The organism is Allomesorhizobium camelthorni (genome assembly GCF_011045125.1).
GTDB classification, from domain to species: Bacteria; Pseudomonadota; Alphaproteobacteria; order Rhizobiales; family Rhizobiaceae; genus Allomesorhizobium; species Allomesorhizobium camelthorni.
Genome location: NZ_JAAKZF010000043.1, coordinates 18752 through 38542, shown reverse-complemented (window position 1 = coordinate 38542; position 19791 = coordinate 18752). Strand labels below are relative to the sequence as shown.

Annotated in this window: 22 protein-coding genes and 1 pseudogene; 10 read left to right on the top strand and 13 right to left on the bottom strand. The window is 59.3% G+C overall.

The window, feature by feature from the left end:
- Positions 1 to 3 precede the first annotated feature (3 nt).
- Positions 4 to 2136, bottom strand: a complete 2133-nt coding sequence (locus G6N73_RS23570; protein WP_343044719.1) for a GAF domain-containing protein — start codon at positions 2134 to 2136, stop codon at positions 4 to 6.
- Between the two features lie 82 nt (positions 2137 to 2218).
- Here G6N73_RS23570 and G6N73_RS36405 point away from each other — a divergent pair.
- From G6N73_RS36405 to G6N73_RS23555, 3 genes and pseudogenes are all read left to right on the top strand, one after another.
- A pseudogene (locus G6N73_RS36405) lies at positions 2219 to 2386 on the top strand (carboxymuconolactone decarboxylase family protein); the annotation flags it as partial.
- A gap of 95 nt (positions 2387 to 2481) precedes the next feature.
- The gene (locus G6N73_RS23560) at positions 2482 to 2895 is read left to right on the top strand and encodes an MbcA/ParS/Xre antitoxin family protein (RefSeq protein WP_165032084.1); all 414 of its coding nucleotides are present in this window, start codon (positions 2482 to 2484) and stop codon (positions 2893 to 2895) included.
- The gene (locus tag G6N73_RS23555) at positions 2889 to 3587 is read left to right on the top strand and encodes an RES family NAD+ phosphorylase (protein ID WP_343044718.1); all 699 of its coding nucleotides are present in this window, start codon (positions 2889 to 2891) and stop codon (positions 3585 to 3587) included. The genes G6N73_RS23560 and G6N73_RS23555 overlap by 7 nt, the downstream gene beginning before the upstream one ends.
- Positions 3588 to 3876: 289 nt before the next feature.
- Here G6N73_RS23555 and G6N73_RS23550 read toward each other — a convergent pair whose 3' ends face one another.
- The 5 genes from G6N73_RS23550 to G6N73_RS23530 form a co-directional block, all read right to left on the bottom strand.
- Positions 3877 to 4434: a GNAT family N-acetyltransferase gene (locus G6N73_RS23550; protein WP_165032079.1), complete on the bottom strand. Its 558-nt coding sequence runs from the start codon at positions 4432 to 4434 to the stop codon at positions 3877 to 3879.
- Between the two features lie 51 nt (positions 4435 to 4485).
- Positions 4486 to 4935, bottom strand: a complete 450-nt coding sequence (locus G6N73_RS38680) for an HIT family protein (RefSeq protein WP_165032077.1) — start codon at positions 4933 to 4935, stop codon at positions 4486 to 4488.
- On the bottom strand, positions 4928 to 5461 hold the full coding sequence (locus tag G6N73_RS23540; protein ID WP_165032075.1) for a GrpB family protein: 534 nt from the start codon (positions 5459 to 5461) through the stop codon (positions 4928 to 4930). The genes G6N73_RS38680 and G6N73_RS23540 overlap by 8 nt, the downstream gene beginning before the upstream one ends.
- Positions 5462 to 5594: 133 nt before the next feature.
- Entirely contained in the window at positions 5595 to 6275 is a 681-nt protein-coding gene (locus G6N73_RS23535) for a hypothetical protein (protein ID WP_165032073.1), read from the bottom strand.
- A 395-nt stretch (positions 6276 to 6670) separates the two neighbouring features.
- Positions 6671 to 7576 carry a LysR family transcriptional regulator gene (locus G6N73_RS23530; protein WP_165032071.1) on the bottom strand — a complete coding sequence of 302 codons (906 nt, stop codon included), beginning with the start codon at positions 7574 to 7576 and terminating at the stop codon, positions 6671 to 6673.
- Positions 7577 to 7695: 119 nt separating this feature from the next.
- Here G6N73_RS23530 and G6N73_RS23525 point away from each other — a divergent pair, with 119 nt between their 5' ends.
- The 7 genes from G6N73_RS23525 (at position 7696) to G6N73_RS23495 (ending at position 13690) form a co-directional block, all read left to right on the top strand.
- Positions 7696 to 8364, top strand: coding sequence for an RraA family protein (locus G6N73_RS23525; RefSeq protein WP_165032103.1), 669 nt, complete (start codon positions 7696 to 7698; stop codon positions 8362 to 8364).
- Positions 8361 to 9581, top strand: coding sequence for an aspartate transaminase (locus G6N73_RS23520; RefSeq protein WP_343044717.1), 1221 nt, complete (start codon positions 8361 to 8363; stop codon positions 9579 to 9581). Before G6N73_RS23525 ends, G6N73_RS23520 begins: the two co-directional genes overlap by 4 nt.
- 25 nt (positions 9582 to 9606) lie before the next feature.
- Positions 9607 to 10422, top strand: coding sequence for an ABC transporter substrate-binding protein (locus G6N73_RS23515; RefSeq protein ID WP_165032070.1), 816 nt, complete (start codon positions 9607 to 9609; stop codon positions 10420 to 10422).
- A gap of 50 nt (positions 10423 to 10472) precedes the next feature.
- The gene (locus G6N73_RS23510; RefSeq protein WP_165032068.1) at positions 10473 to 11171 is read left to right on the top strand and encodes an amino acid ABC transporter permease; all 699 of its coding nucleotides are present in this window, start codon (positions 10473 to 10475) and stop codon (positions 11169 to 11171) included.
- Complete coding sequence (locus G6N73_RS23505; protein ID WP_165032066.1) at positions 11171 to 11884, top strand: amino acid ABC transporter permease; 714 nt, start codon at positions 11171 to 11173, stop codon at positions 11882 to 11884. Before G6N73_RS23510 ends, G6N73_RS23505 begins: the two co-directional genes overlap by 1 nt.
- On the top strand, positions 11881 to 12609 hold the full coding sequence (locus G6N73_RS23500; RefSeq protein ID WP_165032064.1) for an amino acid ABC transporter ATP-binding protein: 729 nt from the start codon (positions 11881 to 11883) through the stop codon (positions 12607 to 12609). The genes G6N73_RS23505 and G6N73_RS23500 overlap by 4 nt, the downstream gene beginning before the upstream one ends.
- Before the next feature lie 607 nt (positions 12610 to 13216).
- Positions 13217 to 13690, top strand: coding sequence for a Ros/MucR family transcriptional regulator (locus tag G6N73_RS23495; RefSeq protein ID WP_165032062.1), 474 nt, complete (start codon positions 13217 to 13219; stop codon positions 13688 to 13690).
- 356 nt (positions 13691 to 14046) lie between these two features.
- Here G6N73_RS23495 and G6N73_RS23490 read toward each other — a convergent pair whose 3' ends face one another.
- The 7 genes from G6N73_RS23490 to G6N73_RS23460 form a co-directional block, all read right to left on the bottom strand.
- A complete protein-coding gene (locus G6N73_RS23490; protein WP_165032060.1) occupies positions 14047 to 14427 on the bottom strand; it encodes a GFA family protein in 381 nt (126 codons plus the stop codon).
- A gap of 267 nt (positions 14428 to 14694) precedes the next feature.
- The gene (locus G6N73_RS23485) at positions 14695 to 15423 is read right to left on the bottom strand and encodes an ATP-binding cassette domain-containing protein (protein WP_165032058.1); all 729 of its coding nucleotides are present in this window, start codon (positions 15421 to 15423) and stop codon (positions 14695 to 14697) included.
- Positions 15424 to 15460: 37 nt separating this feature from the next.
- Positions 15461 to 16135: an amino acid ABC transporter permease gene (locus G6N73_RS23480; RefSeq protein ID WP_165032056.1), complete on the bottom strand. Its 675-nt coding sequence runs from the start codon at positions 16133 to 16135 to the stop codon at positions 15461 to 15463.
- The gene (locus G6N73_RS23475) at positions 16132 to 16809 is read right to left on the bottom strand and encodes an amino acid ABC transporter permease (protein ID WP_165032054.1); all 678 of its coding nucleotides are present in this window, start codon (positions 16807 to 16809) and stop codon (positions 16132 to 16134) included. Before G6N73_RS23475 ends, G6N73_RS23480 begins: the two co-directional genes overlap by 4 nt.
- 102 nt (positions 16810 to 16911) lie before the next feature.
- Positions 16912 to 17700: an ABC transporter substrate-binding protein gene (locus tag G6N73_RS23470; protein WP_165032052.1), complete on the bottom strand. Its 789-nt coding sequence runs from the start codon at positions 17698 to 17700 to the stop codon at positions 16912 to 16914.
- A 103-nt stretch (positions 17701 to 17803) separates the two neighbouring features.
- Entirely contained in the window at positions 17804 to 18976 is a 1173-nt protein-coding gene (locus G6N73_RS23465) for a saccharopine dehydrogenase family protein (protein WP_165032050.1), read from the bottom strand.
- Complete coding sequence (locus tag G6N73_RS23460) at positions 18973 to 19488, bottom strand: Lrp/AsnC family transcriptional regulator (RefSeq protein WP_165032048.1); 516 nt, start codon at positions 19486 to 19488, stop codon at positions 18973 to 18975. The genes G6N73_RS23465 and G6N73_RS23460 overlap by 4 nt, the downstream gene beginning before the upstream one ends.
- Positions 19489 to 19791: the final 303 nt, after the last annotated feature.

Below are 19791 nucleotides of genomic sequence, written 5' to 3'. Positions count from 1 at the left end.
ACTTCACCTTGCCGCGACTGCAGCATTCCGCGGCAGCCGAATGCGAAACTCGGTACAGCGTCCCGGTTCGGAATCGATCTCGATTGAGCCGGCATGCTGCTTGACAATGATGTCGTGGCTGAGTGACAAGCCGAGCCCCGTTCCCTCGACCGCAGGTTTGGTCGTGAAGAAGGGATTAAACATCTTCTCCTTCACCTCCGGCGGAATTCCGGTGCCGTTGTCGCGGATGATAATCTCAACGCTGTCGCCGAGGTTCCTTGTCACCGCGGCAAGGATCGGCTCGTAGCTGTTGCCGAGCTCGGAAGCAGCACGCTTGGTTGTTGCGTAGAAGCCATTGGAGATCAGGTTGAGGAGCACGCGCGTGATCTCTTGAGGATAAAGGTCAATCTCCCCGGCCGTCGGATCGAGGGATTTTTCCAGCGTGATGTTGAACCCCTGCTTCTCGGCCCGCGCGCCGTGATAGGCCAGGTTCAGGCTCTCCTCAACGATGGCGTTGATGTCGGCCGGCCGGTGTTCACCGGAGCCCTGGCGCGAGTGCAGAAGCATGTTCTTGACGATCGAGTCGGCGCGCTTGCCATGCTGGACGACCTTTTCGAGATTGCTCTTGAGCATCGAGGCCAGCTCTTCGATCTCGGCGTTCACCACGTCTTCGACTGCAGCGACATCGAGTGCTCGCCGCAAGTCCTCGATTAATTCGATCGACAGCGCTGAGAAATTGTTGACGAAGTTGAGGGGGTTCTTGATTTCATGCGCAATTCCGGCGGTCAGCTGGCCGAGCGAAGCAAGCTTTTCTGTCTGGATTAGCCGGTCCTGCGCGGTTCTCAACTCTTCGAGCGAACGCGACAGCTCCTCGGTTCGCGCTTGCACCTCCTGGAAGAGGCGCATGTTTTCCATGCCGATGACTGCCTGGTCGGCGAAAGTCTGGACGAGCGCGATCTGCCGATCGGTGAACGGATCGACGGTCTTGCGCAAAAGCACGATGATCCCGGCAACCTTTCCGTCCTGGAGGAGCGGTACGCCGAGCGCGGAGCTGACCGACACGCTTTCACCCAGGCTATCCAGAAAAGTATATTCGGCATCGGCCGCTATATTGTGGATGTGCACTGCGCGACCCTCGATGGCCACGCGTCCGGAGACGGTCGATCGATCGATGGGCAGGACCGGATTCTGTCGCGAGTAGTCCGCGAGGGTGCTATCACTTCGGGTCCACGCCGCGGCGTGGTGGAGGCCGCCTTCCTTTAGAAGGCGAACGATCGCGACCTCCGCCCGGCAGAGATCGGCAGCGGTCCCGACTATCGCGTCGAGGACCGGCTGCGAGTCTGAAGCCGAGCGGCCGATCACCTCGAGTACCTCGCTGGTGCCTTTTTGGAACGCAAGGGCCTCCTCCAGATCCCGCGTTTTTGCCTGCACCTCCTCGAACAGACGCGTGTTCTCGATGGCGATCACAGCCTGATCCGCGAACTGCATCAGCAGTTCTTCCTGCCCTTTCGGTATGGGGCCGGCCTCGGCCCAGCCAACGACAATCACGCCAAGCAACTCGCCCTGGCGTAGCATCGGCACGCCAAGCATCCTGCGCCACTTCATGGCCAAGGCGAACCGGTGGTCGTAGTCGGGATCGGCGAGCGCGTCGTCCAGCCGGACCACCGACTTCGTGATTATCACTCGTCCGGATACCTGGGACACATCGGGCCGCATCGGGTACTTCGACTGCAGCATCTCGACGTAACTTGGGCCTACATTGTGGCTGGCGACGTAATGGAGCAACTCGCCATCGAAGCGGAACACGTTCGCAAACAGGCTGTCGCAGAGCGAGACCACGCTTCGCACGATCGCCTCGAACACTGGCTGCACATCTGTCGGCGAGGTAGAGATCACCCGGAGGATTTCGCTGGTGGCCTGCTGCTGTTCCAGCGCCTGAGTGACTTCCCGATTGCGCGCTTGAACTTCATCGAAGAGCCGCACGTTCTCGATCGCGATCACCGCCTGATCGGCAAAGGTTGTGACTAAGGCGATTTCCGGATCGGCGAAAGGCTGCGGCTCATCTCGCGCCATCACAAAGACGCCGATCAGCTCGTTCTCCCGCAGAAGCGGAACGGCTAGAATGGATCGGATAGGCGACCGGGTGGAGAAGCTCACCGTCAAACCGAAACACAAAGCAGAACTCTGCCTCGCACAGCCTTGCTGCGTTTTCCGCTATGGCTTCGAAGACCGGCCCCACGTCCATATCGAAGCCGGCTTGAACGTCGGGCTCAGCCAAGAGGAAATTGTCGAGATCCTGATGCAGATGGCGGTCTATGCGGGCTTTCCGGCGGCGCTTAACGGTCTCTTTGCCGCCAAAGACGTGTTCGAGCGGCGGAAGTCGGCTTCACGAGGAGTAGCAGCATGACCTGTAGCGTGCGGCTGCTCTCGTCGGGGACCTTGTAGCGCGGCCTTGTCAAATGGCATGGATATGCTATGTTTCTGCCAAATGCGAGGACGGGAATGCTGCTACAGCAAATTGTCAATACTCCCGCTGCCGCTGGCACAACTCTCATCACCGACGAGGAAGCGGGGGCTCTGGCGCGCACCACGGTCAACTTGTTCAAGGTCTGGAACCTGAGCGATGCCGAGGCTTGCACTCTTCTGGGTGGCATGTCCTCCCGAACCTGGGCGCGCTGGAAAGACGGGAATATCGGCAGGATCGACCGCGACCTGAGAATGCGGATGGCTCACCTGATGGGCATCCACAAAGGTCTGCGTTACCTGTTCAAGGATCCGGCCCGCGGGTATGCTTGGATCCGCAAGCCGAACAGTGCCTTCGGAGGCCGATCGGCCCTCGACCTGATGCTCCGGGGAGAGATGTCCGATCTATCGGAACTGCGTGAATGGATCGATGCGGAGCGTGGCGCGTGGTAAACGGGCCTGCGGTCCGCCGCCGCATTCACTGGCACCGGACTTACCGCATCATCCGCTCGATTCATCCTCCTGTTAATCTTTTCGAGGACATCGCAGACCCGAGGGATTGGGAGGCCCTTGTCGCAGTCGAGGCAAAGACAAATCCACGCATTCGGCTTGGAGTCGGCGATCTCGGCAAGGTTCCGGCCGCCCGACGGGTTTCTGGTCCTGGCGCGAGCTTCGTCATGGCACCCTTCGTGCACTGCTCGACCATGCGGTCGGGACGCTTCAGCGATGGCAGTTACGGCATTTATTACGCAGGCGACAGCGAGGAGGTGGCGCTCGCCGAGACCATTCATCACCACGGGAAATTCATGCGTGCTACATTCGAGGACTCCGGCTGGACGGCGGACTTCCGTGTCCTGATCGGCAGCATCGACCGGGACCTCGATGACGTCAGCGCCGTGCCGGACGTGCTCCACCCAGACGACTACACTGCCTCACAGATCGAAGGAAGCCGCCTGCGAGCGGCAGGAAGCGACGGTCTCGTGTGGGGCAGCGTCCGGATGCCGGGAAGATGGTGCATCGGCATCTTTTGGCCGGACGTCCTCCCGGTCCCGGTCCAGGGGCGGCATTACAGCTATCACTGGAATGGAGCCCGAGTGGATTATGTTCGCCAGCACGACACCGGACGCGTGCTGGCGGTCGCCTGAGTCCTCCGGAGTCCTTGCGCACGGCCGAGCCTGGCACCGGAGGCCGATTTCGGTTCTAAGCCGGAGTTCATAGCCGCCGTTTGAATCGCAATTTCCGGTCGCAGAATGAGGCTTTTCGGTAGCGGAGCGAAACGCTATGTCGATAGAAAATACTGTTTAGTTCAATGAGTTACTTTGCTGACGATGAACCGCCTTTTCCGGTTTTGAACCGCGCCCATCTTGTCTCTACATGGGACTCATGGCCGGGGCTGATATTAAGACGATGCTAAAGTGACGGCTGTAGGGAGTTTCAGACATCGCGCAGGCCAACGCAGTCCAACGCCCAGAAAGGGTCGGAGTACACGAGCGTTCCTGTCATCCAAAGTTCGTAGGATGAGAGCCGCGCGACCTGGAAAGCCTGGTCGGGGATTCGGAGCGATGGCGTTCGGAACCCTGTCTCGGAAGCTCGCTCGAAACCGCGCAACCCGTAGAAACGCGGCGACCCCTCAAGGAAGACGAGAGGCTCTCCCCGCTGTTCGGCAGCTTCGATGGCGTTTTTGACCAGCGCCGTTCCGATACCTCGTTTTTGAAACTCTGGTAGCACACCCAGGGGCGAGAGCACGAGCACGTTCACAATTTGCCGCGGCGCGTCCAGCCTTCCGGCGCTCATCATGATGTGACCGATGATGCGATTGTCCCTGACAGCCACGTAGGACATCGGTGCGGTTGGAGCCGAGGCGGATCGCAGCGCGTCTACTAAATTCGGCACCTGGTCATCGCCAAAGGCCGCTGAATGTACGTCTCGAATGTGCGGACGATCAGTCTCCACTTCCGGGCGCACGTTAAAGGCGAAGCCTTCGTCATGCATCGTAGCTCTCCAGATTAGATGTCGCAGCCCATGTCCGCAATCGAGCGGACGTTACAGCGCGCTTCTCAGCTCCGCCGCAACGCTTTCGAGTTCTTCCACGCCAGGATTCGGGAGCGCGGCGAAAGTCAGCGTTTCCTCTTTGATATACCGTCGCGAAGTTATGTCGGTCTTTTCGACCATTGGCACGACATGAGCGTGAGCGTGTGGCACGTCGCCACCTGTAAAGAGAAAAGCGACGCGCTCAACGCCATAGAGCCGTTTCTGAGCCCGCGCGATCTTCTGCCCCAATTCAATGACCTCGCTCGCGAGATCAGGGGGAAGGTCGTCGAAGTGAACAAAATGTTCGCGTGGCACGATTTGAACATGGCCTCGGCGAATCGGCGCAATGTCGAGAAAGGCCAACAAGCGATCGTTCTCGAAAACGACATTGGTCCTAATCTTGCTCCGAGCCACCTCGCAGAAGAGGCACGGGACTAGCGCATCAGTGTTATTGTCACTCATCTTCTCGCCTCTTGCGCAGCGCCGCGACTACGAAATCATGTTTGGCATTGCGATAGCCGACGATGTCATCTTTGAACGCAACCGCGAGGGACCTCTTCAGATCCCCGTATTCGCTCGCTGCGTCTGGGTGGGCGCGCAGGTAATCCCGAAACGACAAAAAGGCTTCCCAACGCGGATTGGAGAGTTCCATGACGTGGACGTGGTGCGTCCAGGGGCCGGGAACTCCCTTTCGAAAAAATAGCTCATCAGGTAACCACGACTCGTATTGCGGGATATAGGTGTAACCCAATGCCTGAAGCTGCTCGATGCAGTGAGACCGCACCTCGGTCAGTTGGCGAACGCCGACCAGCAGATCGATGATCGGTTTGGCTGCTAACCCGGGCACCGCCGTGCTTCCCATGTGTTCAATTGTAAGGATAGGGGTGCCGAGAACGGATTGCAGCCTCGCCCGTTCTTGCTCGAACATCTCGGGCCATGCCGGATCGTAATCCGAGACCGAGATCGCTCCGCCGCCATACCGCTCCACACGCATCTCCGAGATGGAAATCAGTCCAGAGTAGAATCGCGCGGTCGTCGGCCCTTTTCAACCAAATACCGGGAATTGCCGTTCTGGCCAGAAGCACGCCCGTTCAACGGGCGGGCGAACGCGCCGCTTTAGATCATGTTAAATGACGTCTGTGCGTCATTCTTTCGCGTTGCCAGCATCCGACGGTTCGACCGCAATAAAGCCTAATAGATGTCGCCGGCGGGCTCAGCGGCGAATGCGGAACTGGCACCAATTGCAAGGCTGCTATCGGTCCGATGGAGCGGTCGAGCCAGCGCGCGACAAGCAATCGGCGCAATCCGAACAGACCCATCATCGGTACGGCGATCGCGAGCAGCGTGTTACCCGTGTAGGTGAATGCCCAAATTATAGCCGCGGCCGAGGCCACCAAAAGGATAAGCGAGTAGCCCCAGCGGCTTGAGTCCGGCAGATCATCGGTGCCGATGAAGCCCCGTCGGGAGAAGGCGGTGAGAGCGCAACCGACGATGAACACCGTCACGAGCACACCGCGTTCCGAAGCAGCAGTCAGCGCACGTGCAAGATCCAGTGCTCCCATCTGGGAGACCGTCACTATCAGCGGCGTGATGATCAACAGGTGGACGTTGATGCCGAGCAGGATCGGGTTGAAGTGCACCCGAGAGAGGCGGAAGCCAATCAGCACAATGGCGGCGAGCCCGACGCCAAGCCAGCCTGCCATCTCCATATCCACGTCGCTTCGCCACAGAACGAGAAAAATGATCGACGGAGCGCTTTCGAGAATGTCTGTCAGCCATTCTCTTTGTCGGGAACCGGACACGCGTTCCATCCTTTTCAGTTGACGCAACCAGCAGTGACGGTAGCAAAACAGCCTCCGATTGCATAGCAATGGTTCCGGCGCGTAGAACCTGCCCTCACCCGATCGCAGTTGTTAGCCCCTACATGTCGCTGCTGCTTGCTCAAGGCATGATCCTCCGCCATTTCGACGAGCCGCCACCCCTTGGGGGCAACGCCGAAAAGGAGGCGCGCTATAGGTGCATCCCTTACGCATTGCTGATGGAATGGGAGAAGCCGAGGACCTGGCACGAGGCGCGCGAGAACTTGCGTCGGGTCCGACGTCTCAGTCAGCGCTCCAGGTTCGGACACGCAGACATTTTACGGTGAGTGCATCAGCACGCTGCAGCAATGAAAATCGATACGGGTCGGCGTTTGGTTTCACCCAGAATTTGCGGCGTTCGAAAAATCACAGCATAGTTTTGCAATCTGCGAAATCCGGTCGGCGAGTGGATCCAGCGCGTCTGTGCGGTAGACGGCGAAATACTGGATCGGCGGTATTTCCGGCATCGTTCGAATTATTCGTAACCGCCCGCTTCTGAGCTCGGCCTGAGAATAATGTTCGTTCAAGAATGTGATACCCAAGCCAGCCGCTGCGAGCGCCGCCAGCACGCTTAGGCTATTGCACTTCACGATTCGATCGAAGGTGATGCCATTTCCGTGCAATCGGTCGATCACGAGCTTCTGCAAACCTGACCCCTCACCCTGTGTGAGGACCGGATAACGTGCCAACTCCGAAAGCGGGACAATGTCGGCTTCAGGCGGCCCAGCACCGGGGGCGCACATCCATTGCAGCTTTACGCTGTCCAGAGGCACAGACCGGAATGAGTCGGTTGATGGGGGATCGAGCCCGACCGCAAGATCGAGGCGGCGCTCGGCAAGTTTATCAAAAAGCGACACACTCGCATCGACTTCGGGTTCTGGAACTAGCTTCGGATACGCGTCCTTCATCGCCACGATAAGTTTCGGAAGCCATGTCAGGGCAATGAGCTCGGTCACGCCGAAACGAAAAGGACCGCTGAAAGCACGGGGACCGGTCGCGGTTTCACGAAACCTCACCTCCAGCTTTAAGAGATCGGCTGCGATGGGAACAAGGTTCTCGCCGACGCGGGTTAGCCTGACAGCCCGGTTGTTTCGATCAAAAAGGGCCGCCCCAAGGAAGGTTTCGAGTTCAGCAACGCGTTTGGACAAGGTTGATTGCGCGAGATTTAATCGTACAGCCGCTTCGACCACGCTGCCCAGCATTGCGATCCAATAGAAGGCCTCGGCCTGCTTCAGCGTGATCATCCAAGCCTAACGTGAATAAAAGCGATGCAGATCGTGAAGGTTATTCACTTTCTTTCATTTGGGCAACTCCTTACGCTCCGAAGTCGAGATACCAGAGCCCATTAAAGCTGTCGGACCCCATGCCCATACCAGGTCACCGCTCCTATCCGTCCTCCCCTACCGTCCCGCAGAACCTGTTAGATAGCTTCCGCGGCGTCGCTGTAGCTGTCGTATCTGACAACATGAATCGCCTCCATGGCACGCGCGGACTTAAGTCCTTTGGGGCGGGAGTCCTCGTGGGGACCGCCGTAACGGTCAAGACCCGCCCCGGGGACAACATGACGCTTCACAAAGCCTATGAGATTTTGAGACCCGGCGATGTGCTGGTGGTGGACGGCGGTGGCAATGTGGAACAGGCGCTCGTGGGCGAGATCATGATGGCGCGCGCCAGGGCCATGGGCGTCGCTGGTTTCGTCATTGATGGCGCGATCCGAGACGTGGCTGCTTTCCGAGATGGCGATTTTCCCTGTTTCGCCCGCGGTGTCACTCACCGAGGTCCGTACAAGTCCGGGCCTGGCGAAATCAACGTTCCTGTGAATATTGACGGCATGGTGGTTATGCCGGGAGACATCGTTCTCGGCGACAACGACGGCGTAGTAGCCTTCCCTCCTTCGATCGCCGAAGAACTGCATGCACTTGTCCGCCAGCAGGAAGAACGGGAAGCCGATGCCTTGAAAGCAATTCGAGAGGGGCGCTTCGACAACTCTTATATCGGAGCGCACGGACTTTCCAAGGTGAGCAGCCAGTGACCCCAGCCGAAGGCTCCATCGCCCTCTCAGCGCGGGTCCGCCGTATCAAGCCTTCCGCCAGCATGGTGGCGCGGGACCGTGCGCGGCGGCTGCAGGCGGAGGGCCGGGACATTATCGACCTCACTGCCGGGGAACCGGATTTCGACACGCCGAAACACATCTCCGAGGCCGTCGCCGCAGCCCTAGCTGCAGGCGAGACTCGCTACACGCCTGTGAACGGAACCATCACGCTGCGAAAGGCCATCGTTGCCAAATTGGCCCGCGAATACGGCGTTCGTTACGAGCTTGACCAGATCGCGGTGGGCTGCGGGGCCAAGCAAGTGATCTACAATGCCCTCGCAGCCACCGTCGGCGAGGGAGACGAGGTCATCATTCCAGCCCCGTATTGGGTCTCCTATCCCGATATGGTCCTTGCGTGCGATGGCACACCAGTCGTTGTTCCATGCGGCGAGACCGCCGGATTCAAGCTCACAGCGGAAGCGCTAGAGAAAGCTGTGACTCCCAAGACACGATGGGTGATTCTGAACTCACCGTGCAATCCGACAGGCGCGTTCTATTCCGAAGGCGAGATGCGCGCATTGATCAAGATGCTCCTACGGTATCCGCAGATCGCCTTGATGACAGACGACATCTACGACCAAATTCGGTTTGATGGTGGCGCGCCTGTTTGTCCAACGGCACTCGAGCCAGAGCTCGGCGGCCGAACTCTCCTCGTGAACGGCGTCTCAAAGACCTACGCCATGACCGGGTTTCGGATTGGCTACGGCGCGGGTCCACGCGCTTTAATAGCAGCTATGAATACCATCCAATCTCAATCGACCTCATGCGTATCGTCTCTCAGCCAGGCAGCCGCAGTAGCTGCACTGAACGGTCCCCAAGATTTCGTTGCGGAGGCGCTCGCAGCCTATCGCCAGCGGCGTGATCGCGCCGTCGAACTCTTGAATCGGGTTTCAGGCTTGAGTTGCCAAACGCCGGACGGAGCTTTCTACGTATATCCATCCTGCGCAGGCCTGATTGGCAAGAAGACGCTTGAAGGCAGGATTCTGGCCACCGATTTCGACGTCGTTATGTACTTCCTCGATGCTGCCGGAGTGGCCACGGTGGATGGAGCCGCCTATGGCTTGTCGCCCTATCTGCGGCTTTCCATCGCCACCTCCATCGACAAAATCGATGAAGCCTGCGCTCGCCTGGCGAGATCATGCGCGGCACTCAACTAAGTGAGAAAAACCGGAGGAGAAGGTTATGAAACTGACGCATATTCTAACGATTGGCGTCGCTCTAGCGGCCGCCACCACGACAGCTCGCGCCGACCAGCTGGCTGACATCAAGGAACGCGGCACCCTAGTCTGTGGCACATTGGGTACCGCCGAGCCATTCAGCTTCCAGGATCCGAAAACGCGCGAGATCGTGGGTTACGATGTCGACATGTGCAGCAAGGTTGCCGACCACCTCGGCGTCAAGCTCGAATTGAAGCCCATGTCCGTGGAAGCCCGCATTCCCGAGCTCATGCAGGGACGCGTCGATATTCTCGCGGCCAACCTGGGCTGGACCGCGGAGCGCGCCCAGCAGATCGATTACAGCCACTCCTATTTCGTCAGCCAACAAAAGGTGGTGGTTACCGAGGAGTCCGGCATCACGGCTCTTGAGCAACTTGCTGGCAAGAAAGTAAGCGCGCTCAAAGGTTCATCGTCGGCTCAAGGAGTCCAACGCGAAATCCCAGATGCGGAGACGGTAACGTACCAGGACACATCGTCGGCATTTTTGGCCGTGGTGCAGGGCAAGGTCGACGGCTTCTGCGCCTCTGAACTGATCCTCGTCAAGCTGCGGAAGCAGGCAGAGGAATCTTCCCCGTTGAGCATCATCGAGAAATCCGTCTTCGTCGAGCCATGGGGCCTTGGTATTCGCAAGGGCGAGACCGCATTCAAGACCGAGGTAAACAAGGTTCTCACCGACCTCGATACTTCAGGCGAAGCTGATGGCCTATTCACGAAATGGTTCGGTCCCGAGACAGTCTATGAAATGAAGCGTGATTTCAAGATTGGGGAAATCCAGGGTTAATCCGCTGGGACGGCGGGCCCATTTCATCCTGTCATATGGGTTGAGGGCCAATGGGCTACGTGTTCGATCCGGCAGCCGTCCTTTCAGGGCAATATCTGGATTGGTTTCTTTGGGGCATCGCGACAACGATTGCTCTGACGGCTGCCGCTTGGCTCGTCGGCATGACGACAGGTATCATCTTGACTCTCGTCCGGATGGTACCCTTTCGGCCATGCGAGTGGCTTGTGGTTGGTTATGTTGAGTACCACCGCAACGTGCCGCTGCTCGTCCAGATTTTCCTCTGGTATTTCGGCATACCGGAGCTCCTTCCGGACGTCCTGCGGGACTGGATCAACAGCCATAACAGCGAATTCGTACTTGCGACCATTGCGCTGGGACTTGCGAACGGTGCCTACGTTACTGAGGACTTGCGCAGCGGCATCCAATCTATCCCGAAAACACAATACGAAGCGGCCCGTTCGATCGGCTTCAATTACATGCAGGCGATGGGCTGGGTCATTCTTCCGCAGGCATTCCGCATCGTCATCCCGCCGTTGGTCAACCAAACCTTATTGCTCTTCAAAAACACAAGTCTGGCAATGGCGATTGGTGTCGGCGAACTGACCTACCGCACACGGGAGGTCGACAGCTACACCTTCAAGACTTTTGAGGCGTTTGCGGTCGCCACAATTGTGTACCTCGGGATTTCTTTCGCCATCATGGCGATTGGCAATATCGCTGACCGAAAGCTGAAGCTGGAGATCCGATGATGTTCCAGATTCTCCAGGACAACTGGCTCCTGTTTCTCATCGGCCAATACCCGCACGGGCCCATCGGGGGGCTGGCGATGACACTCTTCATGGCCGTCCTTGGGCTTTCCTTAAGCTTTCCTTTAGCGATCGTGCTGGCGCTTGCCCGGCTCAGTCCTTATCGCTGGCTGCGGCTGCCAGCGACAGCGATAGTGCACGTGGTCCGCGGACTGCCCCTGATCATGTTTATCTTTTGGGTGTATTTCGTCGCCCCACTTGTTATCGGCCGTCCTGTCGGAGGCGTCGAGACGTTGGTCATCACGCTGGTTATATACGAAGCGAGCTATCTATCGGAGATCATCCGGGCCGGTATCCAGGGGCTTCCGAAGGGCCAGGTGGAGGCTGCCAAAGCACTCGGGCTAGGCTATTTCCCAACAACATTTCGTGTCGTGCTACCGCAAGCGCTGTATAACATGCTGCCGAGTATGGTCAGCCAGTTCGTCTCGACTATTAAAGAGACGTCGCTCGGTTATGTCATAAGCGCCAACGAGTTAACTTTCGCCGCCGCCCAGGTGAACAACCAATTGATGACACAGCCGTTCGAAGTCTATGGGCTGCTCGCACTCACGTATTTCGCCCTCTGCTTCACGCTGACTTCGGTAGCACGGTTGCTTGAGCGCCGGATCGCTGCCGAACGCGGCAGTGGGCTCAGCATCGCTGCGGTACCCGCATGATCAAATTTGAAAACGTAGAGAAGTGGTTCGGCTCACATCAGGTGCTTGCTGGCGTCTCGGGCGAGGTCAATCGTGGCGAGGTAACCGTCGTTCTCGGCCCGTCTGGGTCGGGTAAATCAACTTTGATCCGCACAATCACCCGTTTGGAGCCAATCCAACGCGGAAGAATCTTCGTCGGCGATGTCGACGTCGCCTCACGGGAGGTGAATATCAATCGGCTGCGGCAGCGGATCGGCTTTGTGTTCCAAGCATACAACCTGTTCCCTCACCTGACCGCTCTCGGCAACATCACCCTTGGCTTGGAACGGTTGAGGAGGATTCCGAGGACGGAAGCCAAGGAGCGGGGCGTCCGAGAACTCGCCAGGGTAGGCCTTGCTGACAAAGCCGACGCCCTGCCAGCGAAGCTCTCGGGAGGTCAGCGCCAGAGAGTTGCGATCGCTCGTGCCTTGGCGCTGGATCCTGAGATCATGCTGTTTGACGAGCCGACCAGCGCGCTTGATCCAGAAAAGGTGGGCGGGGTCCTTCATGTCATGAAGGCACTCGCAAAAAGCGGGATGACCATGATTGTCGTCACCCACGAGATCGGGTTTGCTCGCGAGGTGGCTGACACGGTCTGGTTCATGGACGGTGGCAAGATAGCGGAAAGCGGTGCGCCCAGGATTGTGTTAAACACTCCAGAGCACCCCCGACTCAAACGGTTTCTAGCGCGAGGCGGCGACCATTAGCAGATTTTGCGGCTACGCGACTCATATTTGGGAGGTCGAAGGCCGCGAAACCAACGAGATCGTGTTCGAGCTGCTCTCGTAGTCAAAAGCCAACCCGCATGACAATACACTGGAAGATGCTCTATCTCGACTATCACTGATGCCTGAACCGAGCCTATATCGTCCCACGGGTCCTCGAGAGGCCTGATTGTCCGCGGACCCGCCTACCCATCGCAGGCACACCCCTTCCCTTTTGTGCAACGGCGATCCCTCGCGATACAGCTATCGCCGCAAGCCTTGCCCTTGGAACATGTTTTGCAGCATCCCTGGTTCGGAATAGGCTTCCACGGTATTCGTCCGAAGACGACGGCGGCACCAATCGCGGTACGTCAGCCACCGCATGTGATAATGATAGCAGGCAAGCGCAGCCCAGCGCAGCCAGCAGGCCTTTAATCCCCATGATTCCCCCACGAGAGGCCAATCAAAACAGTTTGGCGGTCCAGAGTCGAGCAGCGCCAACTTACTGGGCCTCGAAACTATGCCAGCGCGTCAATTGGACTTCGTTATCAGTACCCCGATAGGGTTGCATCCTAGCCAATCAGCAATATCTACGCGCTGGGCGATCTTTATGAATAATACAAGGAATTCCGATTTGACTGACGACTTCAACAACACCGACCCCATCGGGCTGACCGCAGGCGTGATCTCAGCCTATGTCTCGAACAACCCGGTTCCGGTGTCGGATTTGCCCGCTCTGATCGCGCAGGTCCACCAGTCTTTGGTTCGACTTACGAATGGTTCCGCGACTGAGCCGGTAGAAAAGCTTGTACCCGCTGTTCCCATCAAGAAATCGGTGACCCCCGAGTACATAGTCTGCCTCGATGACGGGAAGAAGTTCAAATCCCTGAAGCGGCATTTGAAGACAACTTTTGGGATAACGCCTGAAGAATACCGGGCGAAGTGGAACCTGCCGGCCGACTACCCGATGGTCGCTCCGTCCTACGCGGCGACACGTTCGGAACTCGCCAAGAAGATGGGGCTCGGCCGCAAGCCCAAGGCAGCGGAACCTGTAAAGCGGGCGCGCAGGAAAGCCGCCGCCTAGTCGGCAAAAAGAAGAGGCGGGTTCATCACCCGCCTCTGGTGTGTGCGACTTGTCGCCTAGCACCCCGCGAGGCCTGCGTCGGCAATCTACGCCCCAGCAGCAGAGACGTCGGACAACTTCGTGCCCTGCACCGCACCGTCCTGTTGCCCTTCTAGACTTCTCTGGCGAGCGTGCTCGCGCTTCTGAGCGCCCAGTTGATCTGCAACTGTTGCACTAACTGGTCCAACGGCCCCGGTTCAGCTTTTCCCGTGTCCTTTGCCCTGCTCTCCTTCGGCCACCGCCAACGGTCGCAGAAAGGGTGAGCGGAGCTTCCGGCTATGTAACGGTACCTTCGCACCGTTCGTGCGAGCTACTCCTCAAAGCCACTCGTCACGATCGTGGTCGTATCGTCTCGCGAGCGGAAACGGCGGCAACCAGGACTCGCGACGGACGATCCAGCTCTCGTAGGTTGGCATCAGCTGGTCAGGGGCATCCAGGGATCCCAGGTGCACTTCGGTTTCATCTGCACTGCGCGCGAAAACGGACGAGCCGCAGCGGGGACAGAAAAACCGGCCGGCGTAGTCGCGTGTTTCGCCATCGATCGTCACCGCATCCTGAGGAAACACCGCGGCAGCGTAAAAAAGGGCCCCATGATGCTTACGGCAGTCGAGACAGTGACAAAGGCCGACCCGTTTAGGGAGTCCCGACGCCACAATTCGGACGTTGCCGCACAGACAACCGCCGGTGAATCGGTCCATGCTGCGTCTCCTCAAAATCAAGCGGTCGGATGGTTACAACGAACCCCGTCGGGCGTCCATCAAAGATGCGCCAGCCTTGTCGGCTTTAGGCTTTACACGCGGGAAGGTCCTAAAAGGGCGTGGGAAGGGCCCTTGATTCGACTCGCCCGGACGAGGCAGGTGCATCCGGGAGCAGCCGTTCGCGGGATGGTTCTTCCTCCGCTCAGCGCGCCCCACATAGGGCGAATGATTGAGTGTCAGGAATCGATAGTGCGGTGCCGCCACTGTTCAGTGACGCAAGATTTTGCTCAGGAAGGCGCGGCTGCGGTCGGTCCGGGGGGCGGAGAAGAATTCCTCCGGCGTGCCGCTTTCGACGATAGCGCCTTGGTCCATGAACACCACTCGTTGCGCGACCCTGCGGGCAAAACCCATCTCATGGGTGACCACCATCATCGTCATCCCCTCTTCGGCGACGGCGATCATCACGTCGAGCACTTCGCTGATCATTTCGGGATCGAGCGCCGATGTCGGCTCATCGAACAGCATGATTTTCGGTCGCATTCCGAGGCACCGGGCGATCGCCACCCGCTGCTGCTGTCCGCCGGAAAGTTCCGACGGATAGGCATTGAATTTGTCGGCGAGCCCGACCTTGGCGAGCAGCTCGCGTCCGGCTTTCTCCGCCTCGGCGCGGGGCGTCTTTCGGACATGGGTCGGGGCAAGCGTGACATTCTCGAGCGCGGTCTTGTGCGGATAGAGATTGAATTGCTGGAAGACGAAGCCGATCTCGGTGCGTAACAGCGTCATATTGGTTGCGGGATCGCCGACACGTTTGTCGTCGACGACGAGATCGCCGTCCTGTGTCGCCTCGAGGCCGTTGATGCAGCGGATCAGGGTGCTCTTGCCCGAGCCGCTGGGACCACAAACGACGACCACCTCGCGCGGCTCGACGCTGAGGGTGATGTCCTTGAGCACATGAAGTGGTCCGAACCATTTGTTGACGCCACGAAACTCGATCACGCTTGGCTGCCTTCCTTGATGGAACCTCGGGTGGTGCTCACAATTTCACCTCGCCATGGGCGGCGCTCATACGGCGCTCCAGCCGGCGAGCCAGCAGGATGAGCGGGTAGCACACGAGAAAGTAGCCGACGCCGACAATGGCAAAAACAAGCAGGCCATTGGGAACCCGCTGCACCGCAAGCCAGCCCACCCTTGTGAGGTCCGTCAGCCCGATGGCGGAGACGACGGACGAATCCTTGATGAGCAGGACATATTGCCCGACGAGCGGCGGCAGAACCACGCGCATGGCCTGCGGCAACACGACTTGCCGCATGCGCTGCCATAGCGACAGACCCGACGCGAGGGCCGCCTCGATTTGGCCCTTGGGAACCGCGCGAATGCCGGCAACCACGATCTCGCAGATGAAACAGGCAGCCAGATTTGTCAGCCCGATGATCCCGGCGGTAAACGCATCCAGTTCTACCCCGAGTTCGGGCAGGATGAAGAAAATCAGGAATATCTGCACAAGGAATGGCGTTCCCCGGATCAGATCGACCCAGGTGCCGATGGCGGCGCTGATGAAGCGATTTCCGGTCGCTCTCAGCACGCCCAGGCCGAAGCCGAGCAGCGTGCCGAGCACGAGGCTGATGAGCGACAGCATGACGGTCATGCCAAGGCCGCGCAGCGCCAGCGGATAGCTCCTGATGAGATCCTGAAGTTGTTCCCAAATCATGCGCGGCTCCCCATTGGTCGCAAGCCGAGCCACCACTCGGACAAGCCTGCGAGGCCCTTGAGGCCGTAATAAAGCACGAGGTAGCACGCCGCCGTGGTGATGAAACCTTCGGCCGGCATGAACCGATCCGAAGCGAGAAGCTGGCCGGCACGTGTCAATTCCGCAACTGATATCAGGGACAGCAGCGCCGAATCCTTCACCAGCACGATGGCTTGCCCGAGCAGGGGCGGAATAGTCACCCGAAAGGCCTGCGGCAGGATGACGAGGCGCATTCGCTGGACATAGGTCATGCCCGAGGCAACGCCGGCCTCGACCTGCCCGCGCGAGATAGACAGAATGCCGGCCCGAATGATCTCGGCGAGGTAAGCCCCGCTGTTCAGCGCGAGGGCGAGGATTCCGACGACGAATTCCGGCAGAATGATACCGAGCCGAGGCAGCCCAAAATAGAGGAAATAGAGCTGCACCAGCAAAGGCGTCGCCCGGATGGCGTCGATATAGATTTTCGCCGGGGCCTGCAGGAGCCGCCCGCGCTGCAGGTTCATCGCACAAAGTACGATTCCGACGGCGAGCGCCCCGACAAATGAAACCAGCGACAACCACACCGTTGCGACGAGGCCCTGCCCAAACAGGGGCAGGTACTCGACAATGGTGCGGAAGCTGAAGTTTTCGAGCATACTGGGCGATCTCTCAGGCGACTGCGCGACGCCGTGATGCGAACGATCGGATGGGATCTACGATCCGAAGACCGCGCGAAACCGTCCGAACCTTATTGTCCGCTAGTGGTCTTTCTTCCAGTCGTCCGAATTGACCCAGTAGTCGAGGTTCGTCTGTAGACGGCCGTCGAGGGCAACCTGGTCGAGGAACAGGTTCATCCAGATCAGAAGGTCCTGCGAATCGTAGCGTGTGGCGAAGGCGAGCGGCTCCTTCGACAGCATCTCCGGCATGATGGTGAATGTCCCCGCCGGATAAGCGGTCGACTGGCCCTTGACCGCTGAGACATCGTTAACGCCGCAATCGGCCTGGCCGTTGTTGACCGCGTCAAGCAGGAGCGGGCCGCCGCCCTTGTAGCTCTTGATGTCGGCTTCCGGGAAGGCCTTCTTCGCCTCCTTCTCTCCGGTAGCACCCAAAAGCACGGCGATCTTCGTGCCGGCCGCGCCGCAGGATTCAGTCGAACCAAACTTGCCGCCTGCTTTGGTGAAGACGGTGCTGCCCGTGAACATGAACGGTTTGGTGAAAGCGACCTTCATCGCCCTTGGCAAGGTTGGCGTCATGTCCGCGACCAAGAGGTCGGCCTTGCCGGACATGAGGGCCGGGATCAGGCCGTCCCAGTCGAAATCCAGGAAAGTGATCTTCACGCCCATCTCCGTCGCCATCAGCTCGGCGAGTTCGACGGCACTGCCGGTTCGCGCGCCGGCGGCATCGACCATAGAGAACGGAGGTCCCTGGGTCTGCACCGCAACGCGCAGCTCTCCTCGCGCGGTAATGTCGTCAAGCGTTCCGGCGCTCGCGGTACCAGTGATACTCAGCAGCGCAAGGCCTGCAACGAACAGATTGGCAATCTTCATTGGGTGTTCCTCCTTGTTTCGTTTATGTTCCGCCCCTCTTGGGCCTTCTTTTCGGCGACGTCAGCCATCTTGCCGACCGCTCGCCCGAAAATCTCGTCCTGCTCTAGGAATCCCACGTGACTGTTTCGGACACGTGGATGTCCCGCCTGGCCAGTTCGTCCAGGAATCGCCCGTCGGGCACGTGCGTCATCGGGTTGAGCAAGCCCGGCTGCGCGATTTCGCGCCGCGCCAGCATTTGGGCCACGATGCTTGCTGGGTACCCCACGCCAAGGCTCATGCCGAACAGTCCGGATCTCAGGTCGCGCTCTATGACCAAGTCCGACGTCACTGTCTTGCGGCGACCGCCTTCGATGCCGCGGAAGACATTGCGCATCACGCACAGATCCTTCTCATCCTGGCCGTATTGCAGTTGCGGACTGAGCAGTCTGCCAAGAAATTCACGCGGACTGACGCTCGTGCTCAGGCCCGGCACCGGGTCTTCAGAGAGGAAGCCGAGTTCCTTCAGCGGTGCCCAGAACGCTGACCAGCCTGGCCAGCGCAAGGAGTAGCGGCCGGTGCGCTTCAATCCGCCAGCGGCGCGAAGCATCGCCGCGTAACGGGGCGCATCGCCGTTGGGGAACGCCTCGAGCATTCCAAGGCCGTCGACGGAAATTTCGTGGATGAACCGATTGTCGTGTTGCTCGCCGGCCGAAACCTCGACCCGCTCACCTTCCTCGAGAAGGACGCTGGCGCGGTTCTGGCTCATCAGGACCATGTCGAGATTCCAGCTGACTTTATACGATAGCGGCTCCGTTCTCGCCTTTGGCTCGGGGATGCCGCCGCAGTAGGAATCGATCACCGTGATGGTGTCGAACTGCCGCGCAGCGCGCGCGTACAGCACGAGGTCGATGCCCGGATCGAGACCGCATTCCGTCATGATCGGGACGCCGGCCTCATCGGCCACCGGAGCGAGATCCGCTATGGACTTCGCGTAGTTGGTGGTCACCAAGGGCGTTCGCGTCTCGATGGCAGCGAGGACCGCCTCGCGCATCAGCGGCAGCGGCAGTAGATCGATCACGGCGTCGACGTCTTGCATCACTTTGGCAAGCGCCATGCGGGTCGGCCCTTCCGGGACGACAAAACGGACGCGTCCGAGATCGGCCAGACCGCCGAGCCGTGCAGCCCCATCCGGCGTGGTATCGACGCAGATCACCTCCTCCACGCCGGCGCTGGCGGCGAGATCGGCGATCGCCGCCCTCCCCTGCAGGCCAAGGCCGCCCAGAACGGCAATTTTCATGCGGGCTCCTTGCGCGCAGGCGGCTCGACCCCGTCCGACCAGCAGCCATCCGGCAGGCTGACCCACCTGTTGCACGAGGCCATGACCACGAAGGTCTCGCTGCGCACGATTTCGCCCACTTCGCCGACCCCGGGGATCAGCTCGCTGGTGATGCGGTAGAGGTCTGCGATATCGCCGGCGACGGTCACGTCGACGATGATGTCAAAGCGCCCGGTGACCACCGACGCGGAGTTTACAAACGGCAGTTCGGCAATCCGCCGTGCGATTTCGAGAGCGCGCCCACGCCCTTGGGCATTGATGCCGACGATGGCCGAGATCAATTCAGGACGCTCGGTGAGGTTGAGCAGTCCGACGATTTTGATCAGGTTCCGGTCGAGCAAATTGCGAAGGCGCGAACGCACGGTCGGTACGGATATCGCCATCTTCTCGGCGAGGCGATTGACGCCAGCTTGCGCATCTTGCGACAGCAGCTTGACGAGCCTTCTATCCGTTTGATCTAGATGTTCCCGCAAGCGATCTTCTTTCCGAAATGCAAATGTTCATCGCGTATTTTTTCATATCTGCCATTTTCTAGGTTCAATATTTTCAGAACGCAACATAATTTCTAGAGGCGACACCGATGGCGATCGCCAGTGGACGAGTGTCACGGTTCGTCTGCGGCTTTCTCTTTTCCGATGTCCGGTGCTTCACCTAAGGAGACCTTCCTTGGGACCGGCCTAAGGTCAGGAACGGGTCCGACTCCTGCCCTCGAGTGAACGTCGGCTTGCGAGAAGCGCTGTGAAAGTCAAAACCGGGCGGCGGTCTTTGGCGACCCG

What these genes read in the sequence shown, in the direction of transcription:
- G6N73_RS38680 (WP_165032077.1), bottom strand. Translation starts at nt 4,935, where the DNA reads ATGAGTGACAATAACACTGATGCGCTAGTCCCGTGCCTCTTCTGCGAG.
- G6N73_RS23530 (WP_165032071.1), bottom strand. Translation starts at nt 7,576, where the DNA reads ATGATCACGCTGAAGCAGGCCGAGGCCTTCTATTGGATCGCAATGCTG.
- G6N73_RS23560 (WP_165032084.1), top strand. Translation starts at nt 2,482, where the DNA reads ATGCTGCTACAGCAAATTGTCAATACTCCCGCTGCCGCTGGCACAACT.
- G6N73_RS23475 (WP_165032054.1), bottom strand. Translation starts at nt 16,809, where the DNA reads ATGCTCGAAAACTTCAGCTTCCGCACCATTGTCGAGTACCTGCCCCTG.
- G6N73_RS23510 (WP_165032068.1), top strand. Translation starts at nt 10,473, where the DNA reads ATGGGCTACGTGTTCGATCCGGCAGCCGTCCTTTCAGGGCAATATCTG.
- G6N73_RS23495 (WP_165032062.1), top strand. Translation starts at nt 13,217, where the DNA reads ATGAATAATACAAGGAATTCCGATTTGACTGACGACTTCAACAACACC.
- G6N73_RS23470 (WP_165032052.1), bottom strand. Translation starts at nt 17,700, where the DNA reads ATGAAGATTGCCAATCTGTTCGTTGCAGGCCTTGCGCTGCTGAGTATC.
- G6N73_RS23500 (WP_165032064.1), top strand. Translation starts at nt 11,881, where the DNA reads ATGATCAAATTTGAAAACGTAGAGAAGTGGTTCGGCTCACATCAGGTG.
- G6N73_RS23465 (WP_165032050.1), bottom strand. Translation starts at nt 18,976, where the DNA reads ATGAAAATTGCCGTTCTGGGCGGCCTTGGCCTGCAGGGGAGGGCGGCG.
- G6N73_RS23550 (WP_165032079.1), bottom strand. Translation starts at nt 4,434, where the DNA reads ATGCATGACGAAGGCTTCGCCTTTAACGTGCGCCCGGAAGTGGAGACT.
- G6N73_RS23505 (WP_165032066.1), top strand. Translation starts at nt 11,171, where the DNA reads ATGTTCCAGATTCTCCAGGACAACTGGCTCCTGTTTCTCATCGGCCAA.
- G6N73_RS23515 (WP_165032070.1), top strand. Translation starts at nt 9,607, where the DNA reads ATGAAACTGACGCATATTCTAACGATTGGCGTCGCTCTAGCGGCCGCC.
- G6N73_RS23525 (WP_165032103.1), top strand. Translation starts at nt 7,696, where the DNA reads ATGCCCATACCAGGTCACCGCTCCTATCCGTCCTCCCCTACCGTCCCG.
- G6N73_RS23490 (WP_165032060.1), bottom strand. Translation starts at nt 14,427, where the DNA reads ATGGACCGATTCACCGGCGGTTGTCTGTGCGGCAACGTCCGAATTGTG.
- G6N73_RS23480 (WP_165032056.1), bottom strand. Translation starts at nt 16,135, where the DNA reads ATGATTTGGGAACAACTTCAGGATCTCATCAGGAGCTATCCGCTGGCG.